The sequence below is a fragment of the Isoptericola dokdonensis DS-3 genome (genome assembly GCF_001636295.1).
GTDB lineage: Bacteria > Actinomycetota > Actinomycetes > Actinomycetales > Cellulomonadaceae > Isoptericola > Isoptericola dokdonensis.
In genome coordinates this window covers 147,401-163,253 of sequence record NZ_CP014209.1, presented here as the reverse complement: position 1 = coordinate 163,253, position 15,853 = coordinate 147,401, and the positions used below count along the sequence as shown (strand labels likewise).

General features: G+C 76.1%; 15 protein-coding genes. 6 read left to right on the top strand and 9 right to left on the bottom strand.

Going from position 1 to position 15,853, the window contains the following annotated elements:
* Positions 1-21: 21 nt before the first annotated feature.
* The 6 genes from cydB (at position 22) to I598_RS00710 (ending at position 7,406) form a co-directional block, all read left to right on the top strand.
* Positions 22-1,071 (top strand): cytochrome d ubiquinol oxidase subunit II, encoded by a 1,050-nt coding sequence (cydB, locus tag I598_RS00735; protein ID WP_068200375.1) that lies wholly within the window; start codon positions 22-24, stop codon positions 1,069-1,071.
* 1 nt (position 1,072) lies between these two features.
* The gene (gene cydD, locus I598_RS00730) at positions 1,073-2,800 is read left to right on the top strand and encodes a thiol reductant ABC exporter subunit CydD (protein ID WP_068200373.1); all 1,728 of its coding nucleotides are present in this window, start codon (positions 1,073-1,075) and stop codon (positions 2,798-2,800) included.
* On the top strand, positions 2,793-4,559 hold the full coding sequence (gene cydC / locus I598_RS00725) for a thiol reductant ABC exporter subunit CydC (protein ID WP_068200370.1): 1,767 nt from the start codon (positions 2,793-2,795) through the stop codon (positions 4,557-4,559). Before cydD ends, cydC begins: the two co-directional genes overlap by 8 nt.
* A 94-nt stretch (positions 4,560-4,653) precedes the next feature.
* Positions 4,654-5,592, top strand: coding sequence for an ABC transporter ATP-binding protein (locus I598_RS00720; protein WP_068200366.1), 939 nt, complete (start codon positions 4,654-4,656; stop codon positions 5,590-5,592).
* The gene (locus I598_RS00715) at positions 5,589-6,392 is read left to right on the top strand and encodes a hypothetical protein (protein ID WP_068200364.1); all 804 of its coding nucleotides are present in this window, start codon (positions 5,589-5,591) and stop codon (positions 6,390-6,392) included. Before I598_RS00720 ends, I598_RS00715 begins: the two co-directional genes overlap by 4 nt.
* A 69-nt stretch (positions 6,393-6,461) precedes the next feature.
* Positions 6,462-7,406 carry an NAD(P)-dependent oxidoreductase gene (locus I598_RS00710; RefSeq protein ID WP_068204667.1) on the top strand — a complete coding sequence of 315 codons (945 nt, stop codon included), beginning with the start codon at positions 6,462-6,464 and terminating at the stop codon, positions 7,404-7,406.
* 37 nt (positions 7,407-7,443) lie between these two features.
* Here the strand turns inward: I598_RS00710 and mutM are convergent, their stop codons facing one another.
* From mutM to I598_RS00665, 9 genes are all read right to left on the bottom strand, one after another.
* Positions 7,444-8,376, bottom strand: a complete 933-nt coding sequence (mutM, locus tag I598_RS00705; RefSeq protein WP_068200362.1) for a bifunctional DNA-formamidopyrimidine glycosylase/DNA-(apurinic or apyrimidinic site) lyase — start codon at positions 8,374-8,376, stop codon at positions 7,444-7,446.
* Positions 8,369-9,097 (bottom strand): ribonuclease III, encoded by a 729-nt coding sequence (rnc, locus tag I598_RS00700; RefSeq protein WP_068200359.1) that lies wholly within the window; start codon positions 9,095-9,097, stop codon positions 8,369-8,371. The genes mutM and rnc overlap by 8 nt, the downstream gene beginning before the upstream one ends.
* 1 nt (position 9,098) lies before the next feature.
* Positions 9,099-9,293: a 50S ribosomal protein L32 gene (gene rpmF / locus I598_RS00695; RefSeq protein WP_068200356.1), complete on the bottom strand. Its 195-nt coding sequence runs from the start codon at positions 9,291-9,293 to the stop codon at positions 9,099-9,101.
* Positions 9,294-9,295: 2 nt separating this feature from the next.
* Positions 9,296-9,847, bottom strand: coding sequence for a YceD family protein (locus I598_RS00690; RefSeq protein ID WP_157557111.1), 552 nt, complete (start codon positions 9,845-9,847; stop codon positions 9,296-9,298).
* A gap of 192 nt (positions 9,848-10,039) precedes the next feature.
* On the bottom strand, positions 10,040-10,594 hold the full coding sequence (locus I598_RS00685) for an ATP synthase F0 subunit B (RefSeq protein WP_068200350.1): 555 nt from the start codon (positions 10,592-10,594) through the stop codon (positions 10,040-10,042).
* An 11-nt stretch (positions 10,595-10,605) separates the two neighbouring features.
* Complete coding sequence (coaD, locus tag I598_RS00680) at positions 10,606-11,097, bottom strand: pantetheine-phosphate adenylyltransferase (RefSeq protein ID WP_068200347.1); 492 nt, start codon at positions 11,095-11,097, stop codon at positions 10,606-10,608.
* Between the two features lie 22 nt (positions 11,098-11,119).
* Positions 11,120-11,740 (bottom strand): 16S rRNA (guanine(966)-N(2))-methyltransferase RsmD, encoded by a 621-nt coding sequence (gene rsmD, locus I598_RS00675; protein WP_068200344.1) that lies wholly within the window; start codon positions 11,738-11,740, stop codon positions 11,120-11,122.
* A 42-nt stretch (positions 11,741-11,782) separates the two neighbouring features.
* Positions 11,783-14,014 carry an ATP-dependent DNA helicase RecG gene (locus I598_RS00670; RefSeq protein ID WP_068200342.1) on the bottom strand — a complete coding sequence of 744 codons (2,232 nt, stop codon included), beginning with the start codon at positions 14,012-14,014 and terminating at the stop codon, positions 11,783-11,785.
* Positions 14,011-15,741, bottom strand: coding sequence for a DAK2 domain-containing protein (locus I598_RS00665; RefSeq protein ID WP_068200340.1), 1,731 nt, complete (start codon positions 15,739-15,741; stop codon positions 14,011-14,013). The genes I598_RS00670 and I598_RS00665 overlap by 4 nt, the downstream gene beginning before the upstream one ends.
* Positions 15,742-15,853: the final 112 nt, after the last annotated feature.

The window sequence follows — 15,853 nt, the reverse complement described above, 5'->3', positions numbered from 1 at the left end:
AACCCGTACTGGAGACCTGACGTGGACCTCGCGATCCTCTGGTTCGTCCTCATCGCCGTCCTGTGGACCGGCTACCTCGTGCTCGAGGGCTTCGACTTCGGCGTCGGCATGCTGCTGTCGATCCTGCCCCGGGGTGACAAGGAGCACCGCGAGAAGGAGCGGCGTGTGCTCGTCAACACCATCGGCCCCGTCTGGGACGGCAACGAGGTGTGGCTGCTCACCGCCGGCGGTGCGACGTTCGCCGCGTTCCCCGAGTGGTACGCGACGATGTTCTCGGGCTTCTACATCCCGCTGCTGATCATCCTGCTGGGGCTCGTCGCCCGCGGCGTCGCCTTCGAGTACCGCGGCAAGATCGCCGACGCCGCCTGGGCCCGCCGCTGCGACTGGGCGATCCAGTTCGGCTCGTGGGTCCCGGCCGTGATGTGGGGCGTCGCGTTCGGCAACCTGGTGCGCGGGCTGGCGCTCGACGACGCCCACCAGTACGTCGGCGGGTTCTGGGCCCTGCTCAACCCGTTCGCGCTCGTCGGCGGGCTCACCACCACGGTGCTGTTCCTGCTGCACGGCGCCGTGTTCGTCGCGCTGAAGACCGACGGCGACGTCCGCGAGCGCTCCGCACGGCTCGCGTCCGGCCTGGCGGTCGTCGCGCTGGTCGTCGCGGGCGGGTGGGCGATCTGGGCGCAGCTCGCCTTCTCGGTGGCCTGGACCTGGGTCGCGGTGCTCGTCGCCGCCGGCGCCCTGGTCGGGGTCGTCGTCGCCACCCGGGCCCGCCGCGAGGGTTGGGCGTTCACGCTGTCGGCGGTGACCATCGTGGCCGCCGTGGTGCTCATCTTCGGGTCCATGTACCCCGACGTGATCCCCGGCCTCGACGGCGGCAACTCCCTCACCGTCGCCGAGGCGTCGTCCACCGACTACACGTTGACGATCATGAGCTGGGTCGCCGTCGTCCTCACGCCGCTGGTGCTGCTGTACCAGGGCTGGACCTACTGGGTGTTCCGGCGCCGGCTGTCCACGAAGGACATCCCCGCGCCGGCGGGGCTGACCTGGCAGAAGATCAAGGACGCGGCGTTCTGACGTGAGACCGCTCGACCCCCGGCTGCTGCGGCAGGCCCGTGCAGCCCGCTCCTACGTCGTCCTCACCGCCGCGCTCGGCGTGCTCTCCGCCGCGCTGGTGGTGGTGCAGGCGTTCGCGATCGCGCACGCCCTCGGTCCCGTCGTGGCCGCGACGAGCCCCGGCGGGAGCGGCGCGGTCGACGACGGCGCCCTGGCCCGGTGGCTGACCGTGCTGGCGTGCGTCGTCGTCGGACGCGCGGGCGTCGCCTGGGCGCAGGAGCGGTTCGGCCGCCGCGCCGCGACGCTCGTCGTGGCGGACCTGCGCCGCCAGGTGGTGCAGCACGCCGTGGCGCTGGGGCCCCGCCCGCCGGCCGGCACGTCCCCGGCCGACGTCACGACGCTCGCCACCCGCGGGCTGGGAGACCTGGAGCCGTACCTGGTGCGGTTCCTGCCCCAGCTGCTGCTGACGGCGCTGGTCACCCCCGCGGCCGTGCTAGTCGTGTGGGGGCTCGACTGGGTGTCGGCCGTCGTCGCGGTGGTCACGATCCCCCTGGTGCCGTTCTTCATGTGGCTGATCGGCACGATGACGGCGGGCACCTCCGAGAGGCGCCTGGCCACCGTCGAGCGCCTCGGCTCCCAGGTCCTCGACCTCGTCGCCGGGCTGCCCACGCTGCGGGCGTTCGGGCGCGAGATCGGCCCCGGAGCGCGTGTGCGGGCCCTCGGGGAGTCCTCGCGGCGCGCCACCATGGGCACCCTGCGGATCGCGTTCCTGTCCGGGGCGGTGCTGGAGCTGCTCACCACGCTCTGCGTCGCCGTCATCGCCGTCGGCGTGGGCCTGCGCCTCGTGTACGGCCACGTCGAGCTGGTGCCCGCGATCGCGGTGCTCGTCCTCGCCCCCGAGATCTTCCTGCCGCTGCGGCGGGTCGGCTTCGAGTTCCACGCCTCCACCGACGGGCTGGCCGCGGGCGAGCGCGCGTTCGCCGTGCTCGACGCCCCCTCTCCCCGGCCCGGCACCCGCCCGGTCCCCGACCTCGTGGGTGCCTCGATCGAGCTGGACGACGTGAGCGTGCGCGCGCCCGGCCGCGACGTCCTCGCCCCAGCGCGCCTGTCGGCGCGGATCGACCTCGGCAACGGGTCGCCGGGAGGCGGGCGCGTCGTCGCGCTGCGTGGTCCCAGCGGCGCGGGCAAGTCGACCGTCGTGCTGCTCCTGCTGGGGCTGCTGCGCCCCGACGCCGGACGGGTCGCGCTCCGCTCCCCCGCGGCCGGTGCCGTCGAACCGGTGGACGTCGCCGACGTCGACGCCGCCGCCTGGTGGGACCGCGTCGCCTGGGTGCCGCAGCGCCCCGCGATCGGGCCCGGCACCGTGCGCGACGTCGTCACCGACGGACGTCCCGTGGACGCCGACGCCCTCGCCGTCGCCGCGGCCACCACCGGCCTCGACGACGTCCTGGCGGACCTCCCCACCGGGTGGGACACCCCCGTCGGCCTCGGCGGGGTCGGCCTCAGCGTCGGGCAGCGGCAGCGCGTCGCGCTGACCCGCGCGCTCGTCGGCTCCGCCGACCGGCCGGTCGTCGTCCTCGACGAGCCGACCGCCCACCTGGACGCCCGCGGCGAGCGGTGCGTGCTGGACACCGTGCGGGCCTGGCGCGACGCCGGCCGCACCGTCGTCGTCGTCGCGCACCGCGCCTCGCTGCTGGCGCTGGCCGACCAGGTCGTCGACGTCACCGCCGAGGAGGTGGCCCGTGCCTGAGCGTCCGTGGTCCGCGCGCGACCCGCTGCGCCGGGTGCTGCCCCTGCTGGAGATCCGCTGGACGCGGGTCGCCCGCGCCGTCGGGCTCGGCGTCCTGACCCTGACGTGCGCGATCGGGCTCGCGGCCGCGGCGGCGTGGCTCATCGCCCGGGCGTCCCAGATGCCGCCGGTGCTCACGCTGTCGATCGCGACGGTGGGGGTGCGCGCGTTCGGCACCGGTCGGGCGTTCTTCCGCTACCTGGAGCGGCTCGCCTCCCACGACGTCGCACTGCGGGGCATGGCGGCCCTGCGCGCCAACCTCTACGACCGCCTCGCCCGCGGTGGCGCCGACGTCGTGGCGCTGCGCCGCGGCGACCTGCTCGCCCGGGTGGGGCGCGACGTCGACGACGTCGGTGACCTCGTCGTGCGGGCACTGGTCCCCGGCGCGGTGGCCGTCGTGACCGGGGCCGCGGCGGTGGCGCTCGTCGGTGTCTTCCTGCCCGCGGCCGCGCTGGTCCTGCTCGCCTGCCTGCTCCTCACCGGCGTGCTGTCCCCGTGGCTGGCCTCGCGGGCGTCGGCCGCGGTGGAGGTCCGGGGGGCGGCGGCGCGCGGCGAGGTGTCCGCGCGCACCCTGGAGCTGGTGGAGGACGGCCAGCAGCTCCGCGTGGCGGGGCGCGTCGCCGACCGCCTCGACGGGTTGCGCGGCGCGGACGACCGGCTCGCCGCCGCGACCGCCGACGGTGCCCGCGTGTCCGGCGTCGCCGCCGCGGTCGAGGCCGGGGCGCAGACCCTCGCGGTGCTCGGCTGCCTGCTGGTCGGCATCCCCGCGGCGCTGGCCGGGGACCTCGCCGCGACCGAGCTCGCCGTCGTCGTCCTGACACCGCTGGCCGTGTTCGAGGTGACCTCCGCCCTGCCCGGCGCCGCCGTGCAGCTGCGCCGGTCGCGCGCCGCCGCGCGGCGGCTGCTCGACCTGCTGCCCGACGACGTGGGCGCCGGGTCCACGCAGCCTCTCGCCGTCGACCCGGACGAGGGCCGGGCGGACGCCGCCACGGGAGGCGTGCTGCTCGCCCTCGACGGCGTCGACGCGGGCTGGCCCGGGCACCCGCCCGTGGTGCACGGCGTCGGCCTCACGCTGCGGCCGGGTTCCGTGGTGGCGCTGGCCGGGCCGTCCGGCGTCGGCAAGACGACGCTGCTGCTCACGGCGGCCGGGTTGCTCGCCCCGCAGGCCGGGCGGGTGGAGGGCGGCGGGCTGTTCGTCGCCGAGGACGGGCACGTGTTCGGCACCACCGTGCTGGAGAACCTGCGCGTCGCCCGCGCGGACGTCACGGCCGACGAGGCCACCACCGCGCTCGCCGCCGCCGGGCTGGGCACCTGGCTCGCCGGGCTGCCCGACGGCCTGGGCACCGTGCTCGGCGCCGGCGGCACGGACGTGTCCGGCGGCGAGCGCCGCCGGCTGCTCGTCGCCCGCGCGCTGCTGGCGCCGCACCGGGTGCTGCTGGTCGACGAGCCAGCCGAGCACCTGGACGCCGCCACCGCGGACGCGCTGGTCACCACGCTCGCCGAGGCTGCCCGGTCGACCGGGCGCGCCGTCGTCGTCGCCTCGCACCGGCTCAGGCCGCTCGCGACCGCCGACGAGGTGCTGCTGCTGGGCGCCGCCGGCACCGGCGGCACGGCACGCGTCGTGGCCCGGGGCCGGCACGCCGACCTGGTGCGCGACGTGCCCGGGTACGGCTGGGCCGCCGCCCAGGAGGACACCGCGACGCTCCCTGCGACCGGCTGACGAGACATCGGCCGCACGGCGTCCAGCCTTTCAGGGTCGGTCCCAGGGTGTTCCCCGGTTCCGGCCGGCCGGGGCGCTCCCCTAGCGTCGAGCCATGATCAGGATCGACTCGCTCACGAAGCGGTACGGCGACCTCGCCGCCGTCGACGACGTCACCTTCACGGCCCTGCCGGGCCGCGTCACCGGCTTCCTCGGGCCGAACGGCGCCGGGAAGTCCACCACGCTGCGGGTCCTGACGGGCCTCGCCGTCGCGACGTCGGGCCGGGCGACCGTGCTCGGGCGCCGCTACGCCGACCTGCCGAACCCGGGGCTCGAGGTCGGGGTGCTGCTGGACGCGTCGGCGCAGCACGGCGGCCGCACCGGCCGGGAGACGCTCGTGCTGGCGCAGCGCACGATGGGCCTGGCCCCGGCCCGGGTCGACGAGATGCTCGAGCTCGTCGGCCTGACCCGTACCGAGGGCCGGCGGCGCGTGCGTGACTACTCCCTCGGCATGCGTCAGCGCCTCGGGATCGCCACCGCGCTGCTCGGCGGTCCCCGCGTGCTGGTGCTCGACGAGCCCGCCAACGGCCTCGACCCGGCGGGCATCCGCTGGATGCGGGACCTGCTGCGCGGCTTCGCCGACGCGGGCGGGACGGTGCTGCTGTCCAGCCACCTGCTCGCCGAGATCGAGACGATCGCCGACGACATCGTCGTCATCGGGCACGGTCGGATCGTCGCGTCCGGGACGAAGTCCGACCTGCTCGCCGGGGCCGGGACGCTGGTCCGCGCCGACGACGGCCGCGGGCTCGCCGCGGCGCTCGTCGCGGCCGGGCACCAGGCGTCGCTCGGCCCGGACGGCACCGTGCTGACGGACGCCGACCCCGCCACCGCGGGTCGCGCCGCCTTCGCCGCCGGGCTCGCCGTCACGGAGCTGCGCGCCGCCGACGGCGCCGGCCTGGAGGAGATGTTCCTCCAGCTCACCGCCGACGACCAGCGCGATCCCGCCCTCGCCCGCGCCGCCGCGCCCGCCACGACCTCGGGAGTCCCGTCATGACCGCACCCACCCTCGCCGGGCTCGCCCCCGCGCAGCGGCCGGACCCGCAGGACCCCGTCCCCCTGGCCCGCCTGGTCGACGTCGAGTCCCGCAAGATGGTCGACACGCGGTCCAGCCTGTGGCTCCTGGTGAGCGTGGCCGCCCTCGTCGCCTGCGTGGTCGCGGCGCTCGGCTTCTGGGGTTCCGACGACGAGGTGTCCTTCGGGTCGTTCGCGAGCAACAACTCGTTCCCGCTGCGGCTGCTGCTGCCGCTCGTGGCGGTGCTCGCCGCGACGAGCGAGTGGAGCCAGCGCGGAGCGCTGACGACGTTCGCCCTGGTCCCCCGCCGCGCACGGGTGATGGGGGCGAAGGCCCTGGCCGCGCTCCTGGTGACCCTCGCGGCGACGGCCCTGACGTTCGTCCTCAGCGCGGTCGGCACCCTGGTCGCGTCGGCGGCCCGCGGCATCGAGCCCGTGTGGAACCTGCCGGTGGACCTCGCGGCCCGGCTCGCGCTGGCCAACCTCGTCGCGGTGGCGTTCGGCTTCACCGTCGCCGTCGTGATCCGCAGCTCGGCGCCCGCGCTCGTGGTGTTCCTCGGCACGATGCTGGTGTTCCCCATGATCTCCAGCGTCGCGGCGGCCCTGTTCGGCTGGTGGGCGCAGCACGGTGCCTGGCTCGACCTGTCCTGGTCGATGCAGTACGTCACCTCGCCGGACATCACCGGCGAGCAGTGGGCGCAGGTCGGCACGTCCGCCCTGGTGTGGATCGCGCTCCCGCTCGCCCTGGGTCTGCGGCGGGTGCTGCGCGTGGAGGTCCGCTGACCTGCGAGTCCGGTGGACCCGCGGGCGGACGACCGCGGGTCAGCCCGGCGCTCGGGTAGCGTCCGGGACGTGAAGATCCTCGTCCCGAGCAACGTCCCGTTCGACCTGACGATCGACGTCGAGGGGGTGGAGGTCGCGCCCTACGTCATGCGCGACCCCGTCCCCGACGAGCACACCGACGCCGAGGCGATCGTCACCTGGGCCAGCTCCGGCACGGTGCTGCGCGACGCCGCCGCACGGCTGACCGCCCTGCGCTGGGTGCAGACCCTCAACGCGGGCCCCGACCTCGCGCTGGCCGCCGGGTTCGGGCCCGACGTGACGATCGCGTCCGGTCGCGGCCTGCACGACGCGACGGTCGCCGAGCACACGGTCGCCCTGCTGCTGGCGTCCGTGCGCCGCCTCGACCGCTCCCTGGACGCCCAGCGCCGGCACGAGTGGGACCGGGCGCTCGGCCGCGAGCAGGTGCGCGAGCAGGAGATGTTCAGCCTCCAGGGCCGGCACGTCGTCGTGTGGGGCTTCGGCTCCATCGCCGCCCGCCTGACGCCGCTGCTCACCGCCCTCGGTGCCCGGGTGACGGGCGTGGCCACGTCGGACGGCGAGCGCTACGGGCACCCGGTGGTCGCCCAGGAGCGGCTGTCCGAGGTCCTCCCCGGCGCCGACGTGCTGATCTCGCTGCTGCCCGCGACACCGGGGACCCGGCACGCGCTCGACGCCCAGCTGCTCGCCCTGCTGCCCCCGCACGCCCGGTTCGTCAACGTGGGCCGCGGTGCCACCGTCGACGAGACTGCCCTGGTCGAGGCCCTGCGGTCCGGGGCGCTGGCCGGGGCGGCGCTCGACGTCACCGAGTCCGAGCCGCTGCCCGAGGACTCACCGCTCTGGGACGTGCCGAACCTGATCCTCACCCCGCACGTCGCCGGTGGCCGCCCGCAGGGCGCCGCCGGATTCGTCACCGCGCAGGTGCGGCGCTGGCTCGCCGACGGCCCGGACGGCCTGCACAACGTCGTCGCCCGCTGAGAGCGCGGCGGCGGTACGTGCCGGCCGGACGTGCCGGCTACCAGCGGCCCTGTCGCGGACGCGGCTGGCAGCGGGGGCACGTGAAGGACGAGCGGTTCATGAACTCGTCGCGCCGCACGGGCGTGCCGCACCGCGGGCACGGCTCCCCCGCCCGGCCGTAGGCGGCGAGCGACCGCGAGAAGTAGCCGGACTCGCCGTTGACGTTGACGTAGAGGTCGTCGAAGCTCGTGCCGCCCTGGGCGAGGGACTCCGTCATGACCTCGGTCGCGGCGTCGAGCACGCGCCGCACCACCGGACGGGTCATGGTGTCCGTGGCCCGCGCGAAGTGCACCCGGGCCCGCCAGAGCGCCTCGTCGGCGTAGATGTTCCCGACGCCGGACACCACGGTCTGGTCGAGCAGGGCGCGCTTGATCCCGGTCCGACGGCGGCGGACCCGTTCCACGGCGGCGTCCCGGTCGAGCGCCGGGTCGAGCAGGTCACGGGCGATGTGCGCCACGGGCTCCGGCACCGCCGTGAGCGGGGAGCCGTGACCGCCGGGGGCGCCGTCGGGCGTGGGCGCGAGGTCGGTCACCGACAGGTGGCCGAACGTCCTCTGGTCGACGAAGTCGAGGTACCGCGCGCCGGACGGCGCGCCGGAGAGGTGGAGGCGCACCCGCAGGTGCGGGTGCTCCCACTCCCCCGCGACGGCCGGGTCGCGGACCAGGAGCTGGCCCGACATGCCCAGGTGCGCCAGCAGCGCGGCCGCGGGCTCGCCGCCGCCCGCGGGCGCCACCGGCAGCCACAGGTACTTGCCGCGCCGCGCGGCACCCGTGACGCGGACGCCGCGGAGCTGGTCGGCGAACCCGGCGGGGCCACCCGCGTGCCGCCGCACCGAGTACTCGCGGAACACCTCGACGTCGCGCACCACCGCACCGACGACGAGCCGGTCGAGACCGGCACGGACGGTCTCGACCTCGGGGAGCTCAGGCACCGTCGGCGTCAGGGCCGGGCAGCGGGAGCGCCACGACCGCGTGGTACGCCTCCTCGGCGGCGGCCTGCTCGGCGTGCTTCTTCGCCGACCCCTCGCCCAGCCCGACGACCGGACCGGTCGTGACGCGCGCGTGGAAGTGCCGGGCGTGCTCGGGGCCCTCGCCGGTCACCTCGTACACGGGCGCGGTGAAGCCGTGGGCGGCGGCCACCTCCTGCAGGGAGGTCTTCCAGTCGAGCCCCGCGCCGAGGTCGGCCGCGTGCTCCAGGGTGTCGTCGACCAGCCGGTGCACCAGGCCGCGCGCGACCTCCAGGCCGTGCGACAGGTAGGTCGCGCCGAGCAGCGCCTCGACCGTGTCCGACAGGATCGAGTCCTTGTCGAAGCCGCGGGTGTGCACCTCGCCCTTGCCGAGCAGCACGTAGCGGCCCAGGTCGAGCTCGCGCGCGACGGCGGCGAGGGAGCGCTGCGAGACCGTCGCCGCGCGCATCTTCGCCAGCTCGCCCTCGGACTTGTCCGGGTGGCGGCGGTAGAGCGCCTCGGTGACGACGAGCCCCAGCACCGTGTCGCCGAGGAACTCCAGCCGTTCGTTGGTGGGGATGCCGCCCGCCTCGTGCGCGAACGACCGGTGCGTCAGCGCAAGAACGAGAAGCTCGGGGTCCAGGTGGACCCCGAGCTTCTCGAGAAGGGCGGTCGGCTCCGGTCGAGCGGTACCGCGTGCCGGCATGTCAGCCCGCGTGCTCGGTGCGCAGCGCCTCGGCGTACTGGCGACCCTTGTACGCGCCGCACGTCGGGCACGCCGCGTGGGACAGCTTCTGGCCCTTGCAGTTCGGGCACGTGGCGAGCGGCGTCGCGGTGGTCTTCCACTGCGAGCGGCGCGCACGGGTGTTGCTGCGCGACATCTTGCGCTTGGGAACAGCCACGGTCAGCTCTCTTTCGTCTCGTCGGACACGCCCGATTCCTCGAGCATGGTCTGCAGCGCCGCCCATCGCGGGTCGACGACGTCATGATGGTGCCCCGGGTCGTCCGCGAGTCGTGCTCCACACTCGGAGCACAGACCAGGACAGTCCGGCCGGCACAGCGGTTGAAATGGTAGTGCAGTGACCAGCGAATCCCGAACCGCGGGCTCGATGTCCGCGAGGTCGTCGGTCAGCACCGGCTCGTCCTCGACGTCCTCGTCACCCGATTCCTCGGCCGCGACGACCCGCTCGGGGTACACGAACAGCTCCTGGACCCGGACCGTCACCTGGGTGGAGATCTCGTCCAGGCAACGGGCGCACTCGCCGACGGCCGTGGCGCGCACGACCCCCGAGACCAGCACACCCTCCAGGACCGACTCCAGCCGCAGCCCGAGCGTCATGTCGGCGCCCTCGGGCACGCCGATCACGCCGGTGCCCAGGTCGGGGGGCGCAGCGACGACGCGCGCGACCTCCCGCAGGGTGCCGGGACGCCGCGTGAGCTCGTGCGTGTCGAGCACGAGCGGCGAGCGCTTCTCGGTGGTGATGAGGTGCTCCAGGGGCCAGGCACGCCGCAGCGGGCGGTGTGCAGGTGGATGACGGCCGGATGGGCCAGCGACCCAGTCTACGCGATCCGCCGACGTGGGCCAACGCCCCCTGCGCGTGACGTAGGCAACGCCCCACGACCCGCGGAACGGCGTCCCCGACCAGGGTCAGCGACCGGGTTCGCCCGGGTCGTCACCCGGCCACCGCGGGTCCTGCACGTGGTCCCAGCGGACGCGGGGCCCGCTGCTGTCCAGGCGCTCCGCGAGGCGGGCCCGTCCCGCCCGCACCTGCGTGGAGAGCTGGGCGAGGTCCGCCTCGAGGTCGGCGAGGCGGCCGTCGCAGTACTCGTCGGCGTCGGCACGCAGCCCGGCGGCCTTCTGCTCGGCCTCGGCCACGATCTCGGCGGCGCGCGACTCGGCCTGCACGACGACCTGCTCGTCGCGCACGAGCTCGATGGCCCGTGCCCGCGCGGTGGCGAGGATCTCCTCCGCCTGCCGGTGGGCGTCGTCGAGCGCCTGCTCGGCGTCGGCGAGGACCTCGTCGGCGCGCGACACCTGCGTGGGCACGCTCGCCCGCAGGTCCGCGACGAGCCCGAGCGCCTCGTCGCGGTCGATCTTGACGTTCGTCGACAGCGGTGACGTCCGCGCGTTCTCGACGAGCGCGGCCAGGTCGTCGATGATCTCGAGCAGCCCGGCGGTGGGGTTGGGTGCGGTCTGGGTCATGACGGTGCTCCTCACGCTCGGTGCGCGATCGCGGCGCGCACCGCCTCGGCCGCTGCCTGCGGCACGAGGTCATCGATCGGCCCGCCGTGGCGGGCGATGTCCTTGACGAGCGACGACGCCACGTGGGCGAAACGCTGCTCGGCCGACAGGAAGACGGTCTCGACACCGCTGAGGTGCCGGTTCATCAGGGCCATGGGCTGTTCGCCGTCGAAGTCCGCCCCGCCGCGCAGGCCCTTGACGACGGCGACGGCGCCGACGTCGCGGCAGAAGTCGACGAGCAGGCCGGGGACCTCCTCGACCCGCACGCCGGACAGCTCCGGGTCGTCGGCGACGGCCGCGCGGGCCACCTCGACCCGTTCGACCGGGCTCAGCAGGGCGTTCTTCGACGCGTTGACGGCGACACCGACCACGACGACGTCGAACAGCCGGGCGGCCCGGCGGACGACGTCGAGGTGACCGAGGGTGATCGGGTCGAAGGACCCGGGACAGACGGCGATGCTCACGCCGCCACCGTAGGCGCCGGTCTCACCGATCCGTGGGAGGTTCGGCGGCGTCGCGCGGATCGGGCTCGATCACCTCGGCGTAGTGGACCGTCGTGTCGCCGTAGGTCTTCGCCGCGAACGCGGCGAGGCTGCCGGGCCAGGTCGGCTCGCCGCTGCGCTTGGCGCGCTCCACCACGACGACGGCCGAGGGCGCCAGCACGCCGGGCACGGCGAGGTCGGCGAGGATCGCGTCGAGGGCGGCACCAGCGAGGTCGTACGGCGGGTCGAGCAGCACGAGGTCCAGCGCGTCGCCCGCGCCGGCGCGGGCGGCCTCGGCGAGCCGGGCCGCGTACCGCTCGGCGGGCTCGGCGACCACCCGGACGTCGCGCGCCAGGTCCAGGGCGGCGACGTTGCGCCGCGCGACGTCGGCCGCCTTGCGACCGGAGTCGACCAGGGTGACGTGGGCGGCCCCCCGGCTGGCGGCCTCCAGCCCGAGAGCGCCGGAGCCGGCGAACAGGTCGAGGACGCGGCCGCCGTCGACGACGCCGAGGTGCTCCAGCCGGGAGAACATCGCCTCCCGCACCCGCTCGCTGGTGGGACGGGTGCCCGACGGCGGCACGGCGAGCGTCCGCCCGCCCACGGTGCCCGCGACGATCCTGGTCATGGCGTCGAGCCTAACCGGCGGCCCGGACGCGGCCGGCACCGGTCAGGCACGCTCCAGGTACTCCTCCTGGTCGGCGTCGACCTGGGCGGCGATGGCGTCCGCGAGCGCCGGGTGGGTGGCGAGGCCGGGGTCGGCGTCGACGACGGCGGCGGCCTCGGTGCGGGCCTGCGCGATGAGGTCCGCGTCCTGGACGACGCGCAGCAGCCGCAGCGAGCTGGCGCGGCCGGACTGGGCCGCGCCGAGCACGTCGCCCTCGGCGCGGAGCTCCAGGTCGAGGGAGGCGAGCTCGAACCCGTCCGTGGTCGCGGCGAGCGCCTCGACCCGGGCGGCGGCCGGCGTGCCGGGCTGCGCGGTGGAGACGAGCAGGCACAGGCCGGGGTCGCTGCCGCGCCCGACGCGACCGCGCAGCTGGTGGAGCTGGGAGATGCCGAACCGGTCGGCGTCGAAGACCACCATGACGGTCGCCTCGGGGACGTCCACGCCGACCTCGACGACGGTGGTGGACACCAGGACGGGCACGTCGCCGGACGCGAAGCGCGCCATCGCGGCGTCCTTGTCGGCGGGGGCCATCTGCCCGTGCAGCACCCCGACGCCGACGCCGTCGAGGCGTGGCACCCGGCGGAGCTCGTCGGCGACCTCGAGCACGGCCCGCAGCGGGGCGCGTCCGGTGTCCGCGGCGCCGTCGAGGTCGAGGAGCTCGGGCATCTCCTCGACGTCGGCGGTGGCCTTGGCGGGGGCGTCGTCGTCGGGGTGGATGCGGGCGCACACGACGTAGGCGCGCCGTCCGGCGTCGACCTCCTCGCGGACCTTCTCCCAGACCCGCTCCATCCACCGCTCGTTCGCGGCCGGCACGACGTGGGAGGTGATGCCGGAGCGACCGGCGGGGATCTCGCGCAGCGTGGAGGTCTCGAGGTCGCCGAACACGGTCATCGCGACGGTGCGCGGGATGGGGGTCGCCGTCATGACGAGCAGGTGCGGCGCCGTGCGGCCCTTGGCGCGCAGCGCGTCGCGCTGCTCCACGCCGAACCGGTGCTGCTCGTCGACGACGACGAGGCCGAGGTCGGCGAACTGCACCTGGTCGCCGAGCAGGGCGTGCGTGCCCACGACGATGCCGGCCCGGCCGCTCGCGGCGTCGAGCAGCGCCTCCTTGCGGGCGGCGGCGCCGAGGGAGCCCGTGAGGAGGGCGACGGTGGTGGCGCGGTCGGCGCCGCCGAGCATCCCCTGCTCGGCGAGCGGACCGAGCATCGCCCGCAGGCTGCGGGCGTGCTGGGCGGCGAGCACCTCGGTGGGGGCGAGCAGGGCGGCCTGCCCGCCGGCGTCGACGACCTGGAGCATGGCCCGCAGCGCGACGACCGTCTTGCCGGAGCCGACCTCGCCCTGGAGGAGCCGCTGCATGGGACGAGGGCGGGCGAGCTCGGCGGCGACCTCCTTGCCGACCTCCTGCTGCCCGGCGGTGAGGGTGAACGGCAGCGCGGCGTCGAAGTCGGCGAGCAGCCCGTCGGCGCGGGGCGGGCGGGCGGCGGCGTCCTGCTCCGCGGCCCGGGCCCGGCGCTGCGCGAGCACGGTCTGCAGCACGAACGCCTCCTCGAGGCGGAGCCGGCGTCGTCCGGCCTGCCACGTGGCGGCGTCCTCGGGCACGTGCACGGCGCGCAGCGCGGCCAGCCGGGTCGGCATCCGGAGCCGGTCGCGGACCTCCGCCGGCACCGGGTCCGGGACGTCGTCCTCCGTGAGGGGGTCGAGGACGGTGCGGACGGCCCGCTGGAGGCGCCAGGTCGGCACGGCGGCGGTGGCGGGGTAGATCGGGATGGGTCGCGACGCCTCGTCGATCGCGTCGGCGTCGTCGTCGGCGTCCACCCCGACGAGCACGTAGTCGGGGTGGGTGAGCTGCCGGGTGCCGCGGTACTCCGTCACGACGCCGGTGAACAGCCCGTGGCGGCCGGGGCGCAGCTTGTCCTCGTGGGGGCGCAGCGCGCCCGGCCGCTTGGCGAAGAACGTCAGGGCGAGCTCGTGCCGGCCGTCGGTCACGGTGACCTGGAGCAGCGCACCGCCCCTGCTGCGCATCTGGCGGACCGTGGCGCGGGCGACCTGCGCCATGACGGTGACGTGCTCGCCGAGCGCGAGCTGGTCCATGTCCGTCATGGTGCCGGGCTCGCCGTAGCGGCGCGGGTAGTGGCGCAGGAGGTCGTCGACCGTCTCCAGGCCCATCGTGGCGAGCGGGTTCGCCGCTCGCGCCCCGAGGCTCTTGGCCAGGGGCTCAGCGAGGCGGTCGCTCACCGGGCCTCCTCGTCGACGGGTCCTCCGACGGGCTGCGGCGCGGCGTCGTCGGACGCCGGCTCGACGCCGATCCCGACCCCCGTGCCGGGGCGACCGGTGGGCAGCACGACGACGTCGGCGTCGGGCGCGAGCGCGGCCGCCGCCTCCGCCAGGTCGTCGAGGACGGACGCCGGCAGACCTGTGTCGGGCAGCAGCGCGACGATGCCGGGCGCCGGGACGTCGGCGACGAGCCCGCCCAGCACCCCGACGGCCTCCGCGGCGGCCGTGCGGGCCGTGCGCAGGCGGCCCAGGGCGGCCCGCACGACGTGCGGGACGTCGGGCGGGCCGGCCGGTCCGGCGGCGTCGAGGGCGTCGGCGAGCGCGGCGACCGCCGTCACGAGGTGCACGTCGTCGTCGGCGGCGACGACCGTGACGCCCGGTGCCGGGGCGATCGCGGCCCGGTCGTCGCGGGCGACGTCGCGGGCGCGGATCGCCGCCGTCGCGTCGGCGAGGCGACCGTCGTCGAGCACGTCGCTGGGCGCGAGGACGAGGACGTGCGGCGTCCCGGCCCCGAGCACGGTCTGCGCGACGTCGTCGACGGTGGGCGCGGTGTCGAGGTCGAGCAGGACGACGGCACCGCCGGAGGCGAGCTCGGCGGCGAGGTGCGGCGCCGACGTCGTGACGACGACCGCCCAGTCCTCGGCGGCCACCGCGAGGTGCCGGACGTACACCCGGGACACCTCGCCGCGGCGGGCCCAGCGGCGGGGCACCTCGAGCGCGGCCTCCAGGTCGGGGGTGTGCACGTGCGCCTGCCACAGGGAGTCGTCGTGGCCCTCGCCGCCGTCGCTGCCGCCCACGACGACCACCGAGTCGCCGACCTCGTCGAGGTCGGCCCGCAGGGCGTCCGCGACGGCGCCGTCGCGGAACCCGGAGGCGTGGTGGGGGCGGTGCAGCACGAACATGAGCTCGACCTCGTCGGCGGCGGCGTGCTCCGTCCCGGCGGGCGCGGGAGCGGCCGGGTCGGCGTCCGGGGGCGGCCGGTGGCCGCGCAGGTCCATGTCGAGCAGCACGGGACCCATGCTGGCGTCCGCCTCCGACACCGCGCCCGCGCGCAGGTCGACGTGCCGCTGGGCGGCGGCGAGGGCGTCGAGGACGAGCACCAGGCCGCAGGCGCCGGCGTCGAGCACCCCGGCGTCGCGCAGGGGGGCGAGCGCCCCGACGCTGCGCAGCGCGGCCTCGCGGGCGCCCCGCCGGGCGGCGTCCAGCACGGGCAGGTGGGCGGGGGCGCCCAGCGGGCCCACCATCCCCCCGGCCTCGGCGTGCCGGGCGGCCGCGGCGGCGGACTCGGCCGCCGTGAGGATGGTCCCGGGAGCCGGCCGGGCGACGGCCTGACGGGCCGACCGCGCGGCGACGTCGAGGCCGGGCCCGAGACCCTCGCCCCGGCTCGCGGCGACGGCGAGGCCACGCAGCCACTCGCTGAGGATCACCCCGGAGTTGCCGCGCGCACCGAGCAGGGCGGCGCGGGCCGCCAGGCGCAGCAGCCGCCGTCCGCTCGCGTCGTCGTCCGCGTCGTGGACCGCCGCGGAGGCCTCCCGCACGGTGAGGTACATGTTGGTGCCGGTGTCGCCGTCGGCGACGGGGAAGACGTTGACGCGGTCCAGGTCCTCCCGGGACGCGCCGAGCGCGGCGGTGGCCGCACGCAGCCACGTCCGTACGACGTCGGGGTCGATCAGCTCGGGCCGGTCCACGTCCCCCACCGTAGCGGTGACCCAGGGCACGTTGAGGGGTGCTCCGCCGATCGGCTATCATCGTGTGGTTGCCCGGGTGATCCGGGCACCCCCCAAGACCACTCACCATCAC

Bases quoted from the DNA above. Each gene is read 5' to 3' on its own strand.
- I598_RS00720 (WP_068200366.1), top strand. From the start codon at position 4,654: ATGATCAGGATCGACTCGCTCACGAAGCGGTACGGCGACCTCGCCGCC.
- I598_RS00715 (WP_068200364.1), top strand. From the start codon at position 5,589: ATGACCGCACCCACCCTCGCCGGGCTCGCCCCCGCGCAGCGGCCGGAC.
- rnc (WP_068200359.1), bottom strand. From the start codon at position 9,097: ATGCCGGCACGCGGTACCGCTCGACCGGAGCCGACCGCCCTTCTCGAG.
- I598_RS00685 (WP_068200350.1), bottom strand. From the start codon at position 10,594: ATGACCCAGACCGCACCCAACCCCACCGCCGGGCTGCTCGAGATCATC.
- rsmD (WP_068200344.1), bottom strand. From the start codon at position 11,740: ATGACCAGGATCGTCGCGGGCACCGTGGGCGGGCGGACGCTCGCCGTG.